A 14,000-nucleotide genomic window follows, 5' to 3' on the forward strand; every position below is an offset into this window, starting at 1 on the left:
CCGCTGCCGGGGATTAGCCCGACAGCGGTGACCTGTTTGAGCGAGAATTACTCGTCTTCCAGTTCGATGTTGATACCCAGCGAACGAATCTCTTTCAACAGTACGTTGAAGGACTCTGGCATACCCGGTTCCATCTGATGGTTGCCGTCCACGATGTTTTTATACATCTTGGTACGACCGTTCACGTCATCAGACTTAACGGTAAGCATTTCCTGCAGGGTGTATGCTGCGCCATAAGCTTCCAGCGCCCACACTTCCATCTCCCCGAAGCGCTGACCACCGAACTGCGCCTTACCACCCAGCGGCTGCTGAGTAACCAGGCTGTAAGAACCGGTGGAACGCGCATGCATTTTGTCATCAACCAGGTGGTTCAGTTTCAGCATGTACATGTAGCCAACGGTAACCTGGCGCTCGAATTGCTCACCGGTACGACCGTCGAACAGCGTGATCTGACCGGAAGTCGGCAGGCCACCCAGCTGTAACAGTTCCTTGATTTCAGACTCTTTCGCACCGTCGAAGACCGGCGTTGCGATCGGCATGCCTTTGCGCAGGTTTTCAGCCAGACGCAGAACCTCATCATCGCTGAAGGTGTTCAGGTCAACTTTCTGGCGAACGTCAGCACCCAGATCGTACGCACGCTGGATGAATTCGCGCAGTTTGGCGACTTCTTGCTGCTGTTTCAGCATGGCGTTGATTTTATCGCCGATACCTTTCGCAGCCATACCCAGGTGAGTTTCCAGGATCTGACCAATGTTCATACGAGACGGTACGCCCAGCGGGTTCAGTACGATGTCTACCGGCGTGCCGTTTTCATCGTAAGGCATATCTTCGATCGGGTTGATCTTAGAGATAACACCCTTGTTACCGTGACGACCTGCCATTTTATCACCCGGCTGAATCTGACGTTTAACGGCCAGATAAACCTTAACAATCTTCAGCACGCCCGGTGCCAGATCGTCGCCCTGAGTGATTTTACGGCGTTTCGCTTCGAGTTTTTTCTCGAACTCGTGTTTCAGTTCGTCATACTGCTCAGCCAGTTGTTCCAGCTGATTTTGTTTCTCTTCGTCGGTCAGGCCCAGTTCCAGCCAGCGGTCACGCGGCAGTTTGTCGAGCTTATCAGCTTCAACACCGCCCGAAACCAGCACGCTGTGGATACGGCTAAACAGGCCAGCTTCGAGGATCTGCAGTTCTTCAGACAGGTCTTTTTTGGCCTGTTTGAGCTGCATTTCTTCGATTTCCAGCGCACGTTTGTCTTTTTCCACGCCATCACGGGTAAAGACCTGAACGTCGATTACCGTACCGGAGACACCGTTTGGTACGCGCAGAGAAGAGTCTTTAACATCAGACGCTTTCTCACCGAAGATCGCGCGCAGCAGTTTCTCTTCTGGCGTCAGCTGAGTTTCACCTTTCGGCGTTACCTTACCAACCAGAATGTCGCCGCCGGTCACTTCCGCACCGATGTAAACGATACCGGATTCATCCAGTTTGGAGAGTGCAGCTTCACCCACGTTCGGGATGTCTGCAGTGATCTCTTCCGGCCCCAGCTTGGTGTCACGGGACACACACGCCAGTTCCTGAATGTGAATCGTCGTGAAGCGATCTTCCTGAACCACACGCTCGGAAACGAGGATGGAGTCTTCGAAGTTGTAACCGTTCCACGGCATGAACGCGACGCGCATGTTCTGGCCAAGCGCCAGTTCACCGAGGTCGGTGGACGGGCCGTCAGCCAGCACATCGCCACGTTCAATTGGCTCGCCCAGGGAAACACACGGCATCTGGTTGATACAGGTGTTCTGGTTAGAACGGGTGTACTTGGTCAGGTTATAAATGTCGATACCTGCTTCGCCCGGGTACATCTCGTCTTCGTTAACTTTGATAACGATACGGGACGCATCCACGTACTGAACAGTACCGCCACGTTTAGCAACTGCGGTAACACCGGAGTCAACGGCAACAGCACGTTCCATACCGGTACCAACCAGCGGCTTATCAGAGCGCAGAGTCGGAACCGCCTGACGTTGCATGTTCGCACCCATCAATGCACGGTTGGCGTCATCGTGTTCCAGGAACGGGATCAGGGACGCACCGACGGAAACCACCTGCTGGGTGGAAACGTCCATGTAGTCAACCTGGTCGGCGCTGAACAGGCTCGATTCACCTTTGCTGCGGCAGGTTACCAGGTCTTCAGCAAAACGACCTTCTTCCGTCAGGTTGGTGTTCGCCTGCGCGATGACGTAGTTACCTTCTTCAATTGCAGAAAGGTAATGGATCTCGTCGGTTACCACGCCGTCGGTCACTTTACGATACGGAGTCTCAAGGAAGCCGTATTCGTTAGTCTGTGCATAGACGGACAGGGAGTTGATCAGACCGATGTTCGGACCTTCAGGCGTTTCGATAGGACATACGCGACCGTAGTGAGTCGGGTGTACGTCTCGAACTTCAAAGCCTGCGCGTTCACGGGTCAGACCGCCTGGGCCGAGTGCAGAAATACGACGCTTGTGCGTGATCTCAGACAGCGGGTTGTTCTGGTCCATAAACTGAGACAGCTGGCTGGAACCAAAGAACTCTTTCACTGCGGCAGAGATCGGCTTCGCGTTAATCATGTCCTGCGGCATCAGGGTATCCAGATCGCCGAGAGACAGACGCTCTTTCACCGCACGTTCTACACGTACCAGGCCAACGCGGAACTGGTTTTCCGCCATTTCGCCTACGGAACGGATACGACGGTTGCCAAGGTGGTCGATATCATCCACTTCACCGATACCGTTACGGATACCGATGAGTTTTTTCATCACTTCGATGATGTCGTCGTTGCTCAGAATACCGGAACCTTCGATGCTGTCGCGCAGCAGGGAACGGTTGAACTTCATGCGACCAACCGCAGACAGATCGTAGCGGTCTTCGGAGAAGAACAGGTTCTCGAACAGGCTTTCGGCAGCTTCGCGAGTCGGCGGCTCACCGGGGCGCATCATGCGATAAATTTCTACCAGCGCGCTCAGACGATCGTTAGTCGGGTCGACGCGTACGGTTTCAGAAATGTACGGGCCGTGGTCCAGATCGTTGGTGAACAGTGTTTCGATACGTTTGTGGCCCGCCTGGCTCAGCTTCGCCAGCAGATCGAGCGACAGCTCCATGTTTGCCGGGCAGATCAGCTCGCCAGTAGACTCATCAATGTAATCTTTAGACGCAACTTTACCGGCAATGTATTCAACCGGTACTTCAATATGCTGAATTTCGTCTTTTTCGAGCTGACGAATATGGCGCGCAGTGATGCGACGGCCTTTTTCAACATACATTTTGCCGTTCGCTTCGATGTCAAAAGAAGCGGTCTCGCCACGCAGACGTTCCGGCACCAGTTCCATCTGCAGTTTGTTGTCGCGAATTTCAAAGACCACTTTTTCGAAGAACAGGTCAAGGATCTGTTCAGTGGTGTAATTCAGCGCGCGCAGAATGATGGTAGCCGGCAGCTTACGGCGACGGTCGATACGAACGAACAGGTTATCTTTCGGATCGAACTCAAAGTCCAGCCATGACCCACGGTAAGGAATGATACGTGCGTTATAGAGCACCTTACCAGATGAGTGGGTTTTACCCTTATCGCTGTCAAAGAAGACGCCAGGGCTACGGTGCAGCTGAGAAACGATAACACGCTCGGTACCGTTAATAACAAAGGTACCGTTATCGGTCATGAGCGGGATCTCGCCCATGTAAACTTCTTGCTCTTTAATGTCTTTAACAGTGCCTTCCGGCGCTTCGCGCTCGTAGATCACCAGACGCAGCTTAACGCGCAGCGGTGCAGAATATGTCACGCCACGGATCTGACATTCTTTAACATCAAAGACAGGCTCGCCAAGACGGTAGCTGACGTATTGCAGTTCCGAATTGCCGCTGTAGCTTTTAATCGGGAACACGGAGCGGAATGCCGCTTCCAGACCGTACTGCCCTTCAGGATCTTGCTCGATAAACTTCTGGAACGAGTCAAGCTGGATAGAAAGGAGATATGGAACATCCAGAACTTGTGGACGTTTACCAAAATCCTTACGAATACGTTTTTTCTCGGTATAGGAGTAAACCATAGGGTTCCTCAGCTCGCTGACAAGTCGACCCACTCTGTCCGTCGGTAGGACAGTTTATGCAACACTATTTTGTTGGACCGGAAAGTGGAGCACTTTCCGCAATGCTTGTTGCTATCACGCTTAAATCATTTCATTGCGGTTTACACAGAAGATGGCTTCTGCCGCAGTATATTAAGTCGTCGATAGAAACAAGCATTGTAAAGGTTACTGGCAGTCAAACAGTGTGAAACGCTGCCGGCACCTTACAGCGCAAAAAGGCTGGTGACCAAAAAGTCACCAGCCATCAGCCTGATTTCTCAGGCTGCAACCGGAAGGGTTGGCTTATTTAACTTCAACTTCAGCGCCAGCTTCTTCCAGAGATTTTTTCAGAGCTTCAGCGTCATCTTTGCTCACGCCTTCTTTCAGAGCGGCCGGAGCAGATTCTACCAGGTCTTTAGCTTCTTTCAGACCCAGGCCAGTTGCGCCACGTACTGCTTTGATAACAGCAACTTTGTTAGCGCCAGCGGCTTTCAGAATTACGTCGAACTCAGTTTTCTCTTCAGCAGCTTCAGCAGCCGGGCCAGCAGCAACAGCTACAGCGGCAGCAGCAGAAACACCGAATTTTTCTTCCATTGCAGAGATCAGTTCTACAACGTCCATTACGGACATAGCGGCAACTGCTTCAATGATTTGATCTTTAGTGATAGACATTTAAATTGTTCCTGAATATCAGAATAAGTTTATACGTAAGCAAATGCTTTAAAAAGAATTCTGCTATTAAGCAGCTTCTTTCGCATCGCGTACAGCAGCCAGAGTGCGGACCAGTTTGCCAGCAGAGGCTTCTTTCATGGTCGCCATCAGGCGTGCAATTGCTTCTTCGTAGGTCGGCAGGGTTGCCAGGCGATCGATCTGGGACGCCGGGATCAACTCACCTTCAAAGGCAGCGGCTTTGACCTCAAATTTTGCATTCGCTTTCGCGAACTCTTTGAACAGACGAGCAGCAGCGCCCGGGTGTTCCATAGAGTATGCAATCAGGGTCGGACCAACGAACGCGTCTTTCAGGCACTCGAACTGAGTACCCTCAACAACACGGCGCAGCAGGGTGTTGCGAACAACACGCATGTAAACGCCGGCTTCGCGACCTGCTTTACGCAGTTCGGTCATTTTATCTACGGTAACGCCACGAGAATCCGCAACAACCGCAGACAGCGCGCCTTTGGCTACTTCGCTGACTTCAGCAACAATCGCTTGTTTGTCTTGAAGATTTAAAGCCATTAGCTTTGCTCCTGGATGTTTGCCAGGGCTTATGCCCTGGAACTCACTTCACTCTTCTCAAAGAAAAGAGCGTCTTAATACGGTGAGCAGAAACAAGCCAAAGAGTACTTTAAAAATATTCTTTAGGTTCTGTCACCGTCTACGCAGGGAATTAAGCTTCTTACGAAACACCTGCGGTCTTCGACGGAGGCCTGGATTAGGCCAGGCTCCAACGAACAAATCTTTTTGGTTTACTAACTCGCGTTAGTAAAACGTGGGGGTAAGATTGTAGACAAATCCACCACCCACGTAAAGGCGAATATTAGTTCGCCACTGCGCTCAGACCAGCCTGGTCTACCGCAACACCAGCACCCATGGTGGTGGAGATGCTAACTTTCTTGATGTACACGCCTTTCGCCTGAGTCGGTTTTGCTTTTTTCAGCGCAACCAGCAGGGCTTCCAGGTTTTCTTTCAGTTTGTCAGCGTCAAAATCCACTTTACCGATGGTGGTGTGGATGATGCCGTTTTTGTCGTTACGGTAACGGACCTGACCTGCTTTAGCGTTCTTAACAGCTTCAGCAACGTTCGGCGTTACAGTACCCACTTTCGGGTTCGGCATCAGACCACGCGGGCCCAGAACCTGGCCCAGCTGGCCAACAACGCGCATTGCATCCGGAGAAGCAATAACAACGTCAAAGTTCATTTCGCCTTTCTTGATCTGGTCAGCCAGATCTTCCATACCTACCAGCTCTGCGCCAGCTGCTTTAGCAGCTTCAGCGTTCGGGCCCTGGGTAAATACGGCTACGCGAACAGAACGGCCAGTACCGTGCGGCAGTACAGTTGCACCACGTACGTTCTGGTCAGATTTACGCGCGTCGATGCCGAGGTTAACAGCAACGTCTACGCTTTCTACGAATTTAGCGGTGGCCAGCTCTTTCAGCAGAGCGATGGCTTCGTTGATGTCGTACTGTTTGGTCGCATCAACTTTGTCACGGATCACGCGCATGCGCTTGGTCAGTTTAGCCATTTCTTAGTCCTCCACTACCAGGCCCATGGAACGAGCAGTACCTTCGATTGAGCGAGTCATCGCTTCAATGTCAGCACCGGTCATGTCCGCGGCTTTAGTCTGAGCAATTTCCTGCACCTGAGCGCGAGTCACTTTGCCCACTTTGTCTTTGTTCGGCTTGCCGGAACCAGACTTGATACCAGCCGCTTTCTTCAGCAGAACAGCTGCCGGAGGCGTTTTGGTAACGAAAGTGAAGGAACGGTCAGCGTAAACGGTAATAACTACCGGAATTGGCAGACCTTTTTCGATGGAATCAGTTTTGGCGTTGAACGCTTTACAGAATTCCATGATGTTAACACCCTGCTGACCCAGAGCCGGACCGACTGGCGGGCTCGGGTTTGCCATGCCAGCTGCAACCTGCAGCTTGACGTAGGCCTGGACTTTCTTAGCCATTGCAATTTCCTCGTTTGGGTATAACGCCCCGAAAGGCTCCCCGTGTTAAATACGTTTTACGGGTACATGACCCATAAAAACAAAAGGCGCGAAATTGTATGTCAATTTCGCGCCTTGTGCAACGTTTGATCGCCGAATATTTAGGCTTTTTCGACCTGACCGAAATCCAGTTCTACCGGGGTCGCACGACCAAAGATAGAAACGGAGACTTTCAGGCGGGACTTTTCGTAGTCCACTTCTTCAACCACGCCGTTAAAGTCAGCAAACGGACCATCGTTAACACGGACCATTTCACCCGGCTCAAACAGCGTTTTCGGACGCGGCTTATCACCCACCTGCTGCAGGCGGTTCATGATAGCATCCACTTCTTTATCGCTAATCGGCGCCGGACGATCGGAAGTACCACCGATGAAGCCCATAACGCGCGGAACGCTGCGCACCAGGTGCCAGCTGGCGTCATTCATCACCATCTGGACAAGTACGTAGCCGGGGAAGAATTTACGTTCGCTTTTACGACGCTGGCCGCCACGGATCTCAACCACTTCTTCGGTTGGAACCATAACTTCGCCAAACAACTCTTCCATATTGTGTAATTTGATATGCTCGCGTAGCGAGGTAGCTACGCGACCTTCAAAACCGGAAAACGCCTGAACGACGTACCAGCGCTTTTTAGGAGCTTCAGACATCTCAGAACCTCAGGCCAGTGATAAAGGAAACCAGACGAACCAGAATACCATCCAGTCCCCACAGGATCAGTGACATGACTGCGGTTACCGCAGCCACGATCAGTGTGGTGTGCAATGTTTCCTGACGAGTTGGCCAAATCACTTTACGTACTTCGGTTCTCGCTTCACGGGCAAACGCAACGGTCGCTTTACCCTTCGTCGTCAACAGCGCGACACCACCTGCTGCAGCAATCAAAATAACCACTGCCAGCGCGCGGAGCGGCAGCATCATGTCACGATAAAGATAGTTGCCAACGATAGCCACGATCAGCAGTACTGCAACAACAACCCACTTCATCGCTTCCAGGCCGCGCCCGCTCCCTTGAGCTTCGGTATTCGCACTCATAAACCAACCTGTCACAAGAATTCAGACAAACATTTTTGCCCCGCATAAGCGAGGCAACCAAACCGAAATGCTCTGGCGAGTTTCGGACTAACGCCCTCTTCAGAGCCTGTCTCAGCAATGATTATGACAAAAAAAATCACTGATGAGCCAGGTTCTGGTTCGAAAGCGTACAAAAAGGGCATCAAATGATGCCCTCTTCTTGCGCATTGCGTCAAATGTTATCAGCGATTAGCTAAGAACTTTTGCAACAACGCCCGCGCCAACGGTACGGCCGCCTTCACGGATTGCGAAACGCAGACCATCGTCCATCGCAATCGGGTGAATCAGGGTAACAACCATTTTGATGTTGTCGCCCGGCATTACCATCTCTACGCCTTCCGGCAGTTCGATGGTGCCAGTCACGTCAGTTGTACGGAAGTAGAACTGCGGACGGTAGCCTTTGAAGAACGGAGTATGACGGCCGCCTTCGTCTTTGGACAGGATATAAACTTCAGATTCGAATTTGGTGTGCGGCTTGATGGAACCCGGCTTAGCCAGTACCTGACCACGTTCGATTTCTTCACGTTTGATACCACGCAGCAGAACACCAACGTTCTCACCAGCACGGCCTTCGTCCAGCAGTTTGCGGAACATTTCTACGCCAGTACAGGTGGATTTCGCGGTGTCTTTGATACCCACGATTTCAACTTCTTCACCCACTTTGATGATACCGCGCTCTACACGACCGGTAACAACGGTACCACGACCGGAGATGGAGAATACGTCTTCGATCGGCAGCAGGAACGGCTTGTCAATCGCACGCTCTGGTTCCGGGATGTAAGAATCCAGGTGGCCAGCCAGTTCGATGATTTTCGCTTCCCACTCTGCGTCGCCTTCCAGCGCTTTCAGAGCAGAACCACGAACGATCGGGGTGTCGTCGCCCGGGAAATCGTACTGAGACAGCAGTTCACGAACTTCCATCTCTACCAGTTCCAGCAGCTCTTCGTCATCAACCATGTCACATTTGTTCAGGAACACGATGATGTACGGAACGCCTACCTGACGACCCAGCAGGATGTGCTCACGGGTCTGCGGCATCGGGCCGTCAGTCGCAGCAACAACCAGGATCGCGCCATCCATCTGAGCAGCACCGGTGATCATGTTTTTAACATAGTCGGCGTGGCCCGGGCAGTCTACGTGTGCGTAGTGGCGAGTCGGGGTGTCATACTCAACGTGAGAAGTGTTGATGGTGATACCACGCGCTTTTTCTTCCGGCGCGTTATCGATCTGGTCGAATGCGCGAGCAGAACCACCATAGGTTTTAGCCAGAACGGTAGTGATTGCAGCAGTCAGCGTTGTTTTACCATGGTCAACGTGGCCGATAGTACCGACGTTAACGTGCGGTTTTGTACGTTCAAACTTTTCTTTAGACATCGATTGTCCCTCTAAGACACGGATAAATCGGTGATATCACCACATCAACCAGGCAACATGCCCGACTTGTTGAATGCTTAACAACAGAAGAGAAACCAGGAAGGAGAAGTGAAGTGGTGCTGATACCCAGAGTCGAACTGGGGACCTCACCCTTACCAAGGGTGCGCTCTACCAACTGAGCCATATCAGCACGTATTGGAGCGGGCAGCGGGAATCGAACCCGCATCATCAGCTTGGAAGGCTGAGGTAATAGCCATTATACGATGCCCGCATCCTGAAACTCGGCTACCCAGTGCTTTCTGTATTATTGGGAGAAGAATACTCTCCCTTCGAGTTGATTCGCTTACTGACACCAACTCAGGTTACGTTTTATCGTAACCGAAAGTGGTGGTGGGGGAAGGATTCGAACCTTCGAAGTCTGTGACGGCAGATTTACAGTCTGCTCCCTTTGGCCGCTCGGGAACCCCACCGGACTTGATGGTGCCGACTACCGGAATCGAACTGGTGACCTACTGATTACAAGTCAGTTGCTCTACCTACTGAGCTAAGTCGGCATCAAGTAGCGCGCATTCTAGGGAGACAGAGGGATTGATGCAACTAAAAAATTGCACAAACCGTTCTATCGCTCACATTTTGCACGACCAACCCCACAAATGCTGTTATTTCATGCAGTACAGTGGAAAAATTCACCGTTTATAGTAGTTAAGCCGCGCTGATTTCTGCACTTTCACTTTCGTTTTCTCTCCCTGTTCAGGGCTTCCTCATGGTGCAAATGTGTTTCCGTAGTGCAAGCTGATGCCGTTTCTGGGGCGCTTTTCCATCGACGAACACAAAACCGTGAATTGGATCACTTATTGCATCTTTATAGATCTCACTCATTCTGGAGGAACAAAGATGAAAATTGTTCTGTTGAACGCGGCCACCTTACCCATCTATTGTCCGGAACTTGCCGACCTGTTGCTTGATGCGCAGCAAGGTGGCTCCCTGGTGGGGTATCAACGTGCAGCCAGCCGCCAGGATGCAGAGAGCAGGTTCTGGCGACTACGTGACGAGCTTCAGAAAGGGGAACGTTTAATCTGGATCGCCCGCGATGAGCGAGGCGTAATGGGGTGCATTAGCCTGCAACTCGACATGCAACCTGAGGCGCTTAACCGCGGTACGATTAAACTTTTACTTGTGCACCGCCGTGGTCGACGAACCGGTATAGGTAAAAAGCTGCTGGCTGAACTGGAGAAAGGAGCATATGCCCATCAGCGTGGGGTATTGTCGCTAGAAGTACAGGCAGGTTCTGCAGCAGAAGCATTTTGTCGGGCTCACGGATATCGTTGCCTCGGACAAATGCCAGATTATCTGTGTTCAGCAGACGGTTATTACCACCCCGCCGCCATTTACTTTAAACGTTTATTTGCAGCAAATCAGTCGGTTCGCCCTATTGCCAGTTAATGCAAACAGCGTGATGCTTTCGTCGCAAAGCATCACGCGAGCGCGATTTTTCATATTATTCCCCGCCATCTGGTGTTAACCTCCTGCCCATTGATCCAACTTATTTCAATAACGTCGTGCCATCGCGTTACCTTAAGAGATGCTCTCTCGCAGCGTGCCGGAAGCATACGTGCGGGTGGTAATGTGGGCAGATAAAAAGCTTATGAGTAAAAAAGAGCAAACGTTAATGACGCCTTACTTACAGTTTAATCGCAGCCAGTGGGCTGCGCTTCGTGATTCCGTGCCGATGACCCTGACAGAGGGCGAAATTGCGAGATTAAAAGGCATTAATGAAGACCTTTCTCTGGAAGAAGTTGCCGAAATTTATCTTCCTCTTTCCCGCTTACTCAATTTCTACATCAGTTCAAATTTGCGCCGGCAGGCAGTACTTGAACAATTCCTTGGTACTAACGGTCAACGCATTCCCTATATCATTAGTATTGCAGGCAGCGTTGCGGTAGGGAAAAGCACCACTGCGCGCGTGTTGCAGGCATTATTAAGCCGCTGGCCAGAGCACCGTCGGGTTGAGTTGATCACCACCGACGGTTTTTTGCACCCTAACGAAGTGCTTAAAGAACGCGGCCTGATGAAGAAAAAAGGATTTCCGCAATCTTATGATATGCACCGCCTGGTGCAGTTCGTTTCGGATATTAAATCCGGGGTGACCGATGTTACTGCGCCAGTATATTCACATCTTATTTATGATGTGATTCCGGATGGCGATAAAACCGTTACGCAACCTGATATTCTGATTCTTGAAGGGTTGAATGTATTACAAAGTGGTATGGATTATCCTCACGATCCTCATCATGTATTTGTTTCTGACTTCGTCGATTTTTCTATTTATGTCGATGCGCCAGAAGACTTATTGCAGAGATGGTATATAAACCGCTTCCTGAAGTTCCGTGAAGGGGCCTTCACTAATCCTGATTCTTATTTCCATAACTATGCAAAGTTATCGGAACAAGAGGCGATCGAGATTGCGATGTCGCTCTGGAAGGAGATTAACGGCTTAAATCTTAAAGAAAACATTTTACCGACGCGTGAGCGCGCGAGTCTGATAATGACCAAAAGCGCAAACCATGCAGTGGAACAAGTCAGACTGCGTAAATAAATACAAGGGGAGTCAAGCGACTCTCCTTTATTATTACTCTGCGCTACGAAGTGATATTTCTCCGCCAACCCAGGGTTTAATCACACCATCCTGTTCCAGCAACAGCGCACCCTGTGCATCAATACCACGCGAAATACCGAAGATCTCTTTCTCGCCTATAATCAGTTTCACCGGGCGGTTAATAAAATTATCCAGTACTTCCCAACGCGCGAGAAAAGGTGCAAGGCCTTCCTGTTCAAAACAGTGTAATGCCGTGCGCAGCTCGGTTATCAGTCGTGCTGCCAGCCTATTCCGGTCAATGCGCACGCCCGCTTCCTGCAGGTTGATCCAGCTTTGACTGATATCTTCAGCCTGTGCCTTTCGCATCACCAGATTGACTCCCGCCCCAATAACGATTTGAGCAGCATCGCCCGTTTTCCCCGTCAGTTCGACCAAAATACCGGCAAGTTTGCGATCGTTAAGATAGAGGTCGTTGGGCCATTTTACCCGCACTTGTTCGGCACCCAGATCGCGCAAAACTTCGGCCATGACGATACCGATGACCAGGCTTAACCCAATTGCCGCAGCCGGCCCCTGTTCCAGACGCCAGTACATGGAAATATAGAGATTTGCGCCAAATGGAGAAATCCATTTGCGCCCGCGACGGCCTCGCCCGGCTTGCTGATACTCCGCCACGCAGGCATCACCGGAATCCAGTTCATGGAGACGATCCAGTAGGTACTGATTCGTTGAATCAATCACCGGTAAAACCGCGACTTTTCCCCGCTGCATCTCGCTACGGATAAACGTTTCATCTAGCAGTTGAATAGGTTCGGGCAGGCTATAACCTTTACCCGGGACGGTGAAGACATCTACACCCCAGTCGCGAAGGGTATGGATATGTTTATTAATTGCTGCGCGGCTCATCCCCAGGCGTTCGCCAAGTTGTTCGCCAGAATGGAACTCACCGTCCGCCAGAATCGAAATCAGCGTTAATGGAATGGTATTATCCTTCACGCAATGGCCTCCACCGCATTCACCTCTCCGCTACGGCCGATAAACCGCACCTCAGGTTCCAACCAGACATCGAATTTTATGCCTACGCGCTGGCGCACTAAATGTGCCAGTTTAATAACATCCTGACTTGTTGCCTGCCCCGTATTAATCAGTACCAGCGCCTGCAAATGATGGATCGCGGCACCACCCACTGCAGTACCTTTTAACTGACACTGATCGATCAGCCAACCTGCGGCCAGTTTTACCGTGCCATCGGCTTGTGGATAATGGGGGGCGTTCGGGTATGCGGCTAACAGCGTTTTCGCTTGTTCTGCGGTTACAACCGGGTTTTTAAAGAAACTGCCGGCATTGCCATTCACTTTCGGATCCGGCAATTTGCTGATGCGCATATGGCATACTGCATCGAAAACCTGCCGGGGCGTCACAGTAGCGGGATCCAGGCGCGTCAAATCGCCGTATGTCAGCACCGGCTGCCAATTTTTCGATAAACGTAATCCTACAGCAGTGATGGCATAGCGGTTCTGATACTCATGTTTGAAAATGCTGTCGCGATAGCCAAAACGACAAGCTTTAGCAGGCAAACGTTGATGTTCGCCGCTGCTTAGTTCCACACAGTCCACATAGTCGCAAACGTGCTGTAATTCGATGCCATATGCGCCAATATTTTGAATGGGCGAAGAACCAGCACAGCCCGGGATCAACGCTAAATTTTCCAGTCCAGGCATACCGCGTTCGAGAGTAAATCGCACCAGGTTATGCCAGTTTTCACCGGCGCCGACGTGGAGATACCAGGCCTCAGCCTCTTCGCGGATATCAATGCCGGCGATGCGGTTGATAATGACAGTTCCGGAAAAATCCTCGAGAAACAGCACATTACTTCCTTCACCAAGGATCAGGACTGGCTGCAGATTTTGTACCGCATTTTGCCAGGCTTCCAGCAGTTGTTCCGGTGTTTCGGCACGAATAATGTGATGAGCATGGCGGTCAATACCGAAGGTGTTCCATGGCTTAAGGGAGTGGTTCATTAGCGCTATCCTGATGCAAAAACACGGCTAGTTTACCGTATCCAGAGGGTAAGCGCTTGTAGTGTTTGGAGCGGAAAATAGCAAAAAGGCCCGGTCTTGCGACCGGGCCTTCTGCTTTGTCTGATGCCTGG

Annotated in this window: 12 protein-coding genes and 4 tRNA genes; 2 read left to right on the forward strand and 14 right to left on the reverse strand. The window is 51.2% G+C overall.

Going from position 1 to position 14,000, the window contains the following annotated elements:
- Positions 1–47: 47 nt before the first annotated feature.
- From rpoB to RTX30_RS21980, 12 genes are all read right to left on the reverse strand, one after another.
- Positions 48–4,076 carry a DNA-directed RNA polymerase subunit beta gene (rpoB, locus tag RTX30_RS21925; protein WP_312692846.1) on the reverse strand — a complete coding sequence of 1,343 codons (4,029 nt, stop codon included), beginning with the start codon at positions 4,074–4,076 and terminating at the stop codon, positions 48–50.
- Between the two features lie 321 nt (positions 4,077–4,397).
- Positions 4,398–4,766 (reverse strand): 50S ribosomal protein L7/L12, encoded by a 369-nt coding sequence (rplL, locus tag RTX30_RS21930; protein ID WP_035890291.1) that lies wholly within the window; start codon positions 4,764–4,766, stop codon positions 4,398–4,400.
- Between the two features lie 66 nt (positions 4,767–4,832).
- Positions 4,833–5,330 (reverse strand): 50S ribosomal protein L10, encoded by a 498-nt coding sequence (rplJ, locus tag RTX30_RS21935; protein ID WP_002438625.1) that lies wholly within the window; start codon positions 5,328–5,330, stop codon positions 4,833–4,835.
- Positions 5,331–5,631: 301 nt separating this feature from the next.
- Positions 5,632–6,336: a 50S ribosomal protein L1 gene (gene rplA, locus RTX30_RS21940; protein WP_312692851.1), complete on the reverse strand. Its 705-nt coding sequence runs from the start codon at positions 6,334–6,336 to the stop codon at positions 5,632–5,634.
- A 3-nt stretch (positions 6,337–6,339) separates the two neighbouring features.
- Positions 6,340–6,768 carry a 50S ribosomal protein L11 gene (rplK, locus tag RTX30_RS21945; RefSeq protein ID WP_002438627.1) on the reverse strand — a complete coding sequence of 143 codons (429 nt, stop codon included), beginning with the start codon at positions 6,766–6,768 and terminating at the stop codon, positions 6,340–6,342.
- A gap of 140 nt (positions 6,769–6,908) precedes the next feature.
- Complete coding sequence (gene nusG / locus RTX30_RS21950; RefSeq protein ID WP_007665882.1) at positions 6,909–7,454, reverse strand: transcription termination/antitermination protein NusG; 546 nt, start codon at positions 7,452–7,454, stop codon at positions 6,909–6,911.
- A 1-nt stretch (position 7,455) separates the two neighbouring features.
- A complete protein-coding gene (secE, locus tag RTX30_RS21955; protein ID WP_003862342.1) occupies positions 7,456–7,839 on the reverse strand; it encodes a preprotein translocase subunit SecE in 384 nt (127 codons plus the stop codon).
- A gap of 228 nt (positions 7,840–8,067) precedes the next feature.
- Positions 8,068–9,252 carry an elongation factor Tu gene (gene tuf / locus RTX30_RS21960; protein ID WP_312689577.1) on the reverse strand — a complete coding sequence of 395 codons (1,185 nt, stop codon included), beginning with the start codon at positions 9,250–9,252 and terminating at the stop codon, positions 8,068–8,070.
- A gap of 114 nt (positions 9,253–9,366) precedes the next feature.
- Positions 9,367–9,442 (reverse strand) — tRNA-Thr (locus RTX30_RS21965).
- A 6-nt stretch (positions 9,443–9,448) separates the two neighbouring features.
- Positions 9,449–9,523: transfer RNA gene (locus tag RTX30_RS21970), tRNA-Gly, on the reverse strand.
- Positions 9,524–9,637: 114 nt separating this feature from the next.
- A tRNA-Tyr gene (locus RTX30_RS21975) sits at positions 9,638–9,722 on the reverse strand.
- Between the two features lie 8 nt (positions 9,723–9,730).
- Positions 9,731–9,806 (reverse strand) — tRNA-Thr (locus RTX30_RS21980).
- 340 nt (positions 9,807–10,146) lie between these two features.
- Between RTX30_RS21980 and RTX30_RS21985 the strand changes: the two genes are divergently transcribed.
- Entirely contained in the window at positions 10,147–10,695 is a 549-nt protein-coding gene (locus RTX30_RS21985; protein ID WP_312692854.1) for a GNAT family N-acetyltransferase, read from the forward strand.
- Between the two features lie 202 nt (positions 10,696–10,897).
- Positions 10,898–11,848, forward strand: coding sequence for a type I pantothenate kinase (gene coaA / locus RTX30_RS21990; RefSeq protein ID WP_312692863.1), 951 nt, complete (start codon positions 10,898–10,900; stop codon positions 11,846–11,848).
- Between the two features lie 33 nt (positions 11,849–11,881).
- Here coaA and birA read toward each other — a convergent pair whose 3' ends face one another.
- Entirely contained in the window at positions 11,882–12,844 is a 963-nt protein-coding gene (gene birA / locus RTX30_RS21995; RefSeq protein WP_312692856.1) for a bifunctional biotin--[acetyl-CoA-carboxylase] ligase/biotin operon repressor BirA, read from the reverse strand.
- Positions 12,841–13,869, reverse strand: a complete 1,029-nt coding sequence (murB, locus tag RTX30_RS22000; RefSeq protein WP_312692857.1) for a UDP-N-acetylmuramate dehydrogenase — start codon at positions 13,867–13,869, stop codon at positions 12,841–12,843. The genes birA and murB overlap by 4 nt, the downstream gene beginning before the upstream one ends.
- Between the last annotated feature and the right edge of the window lie 131 nt (positions 13,870–14,000).

The sequence above is a fragment of the Kosakonia sp. genome (genome assembly GCF_032052965.1).
Classification (GTDB): domain Bacteria; phylum Pseudomonadota; class Gammaproteobacteria; order Enterobacterales; family Enterobacteriaceae; genus Kosakonia.

Coding starts and splice junctions, on each gene's coding strand:
- rplA (WP_312692851.1), bottom strand. CDS start 6,336: ATGGCTAAACTGACCAAGCGCATGCGCGTGATCCGTGACAAAGTTGAT.
- rplL (WP_035890291.1), bottom strand. CDS start 4,766: ATGTCTATCACTAAAGATCAAATCATTGAAGCAGTTGCCGCTATGTCC.
- rplJ (WP_002438625.1), bottom strand. CDS start 5,330: ATGGCTTTAAATCTTCAAGACAAACAAGCGATTGTTGCTGAAGTCAGC.
- tuf (WP_312689577.1), bottom strand. CDS start 9,252: ATGTCTAAAGAAAAGTTTGAACGTACAAAACCGCACGTTAACGTCGGT.
- secE (WP_003862342.1), bottom strand. CDS start 7,839: ATGAGTGCGAATACCGAAGCTCAAGGGAGCGGGCGCGGCCTGGAAGCG.
- rpoB (WP_312692846.1), bottom strand. CDS start 4,076: ATGGTTTACTCCTATACCGAGAAAAAACGTATTCGTAAGGATTTTGGT.
- rplK (WP_002438627.1), bottom strand. CDS start 6,768: ATGGCTAAGAAAGTCCAGGCCTACGTCAAGCTGCAGGTTGCAGCTGGC.
- murB (WP_312692857.1), bottom strand. CDS start 13,869: ATGAACCACTCCCTTAAGCCATGGAACACCTTCGGTATTGACCGCCAT.
- nusG (WP_007665882.1), bottom strand. CDS start 7,454: ATGTCTGAAGCTCCTAAAAAGCGCTGGTACGTCGTTCAGGCGTTTTCC.
- coaA (WP_312692863.1), top strand. CDS start 10,898: ATGAGTAAAAAAGAGCAAACGTTAATGACGCCTTACTTACAGTTTAAT.
- RTX30_RS21985 (WP_312692854.1), top strand. CDS start 10,147: ATGAAAATTGTTCTGTTGAACGCGGCCACCTTACCCATCTATTGTCCG.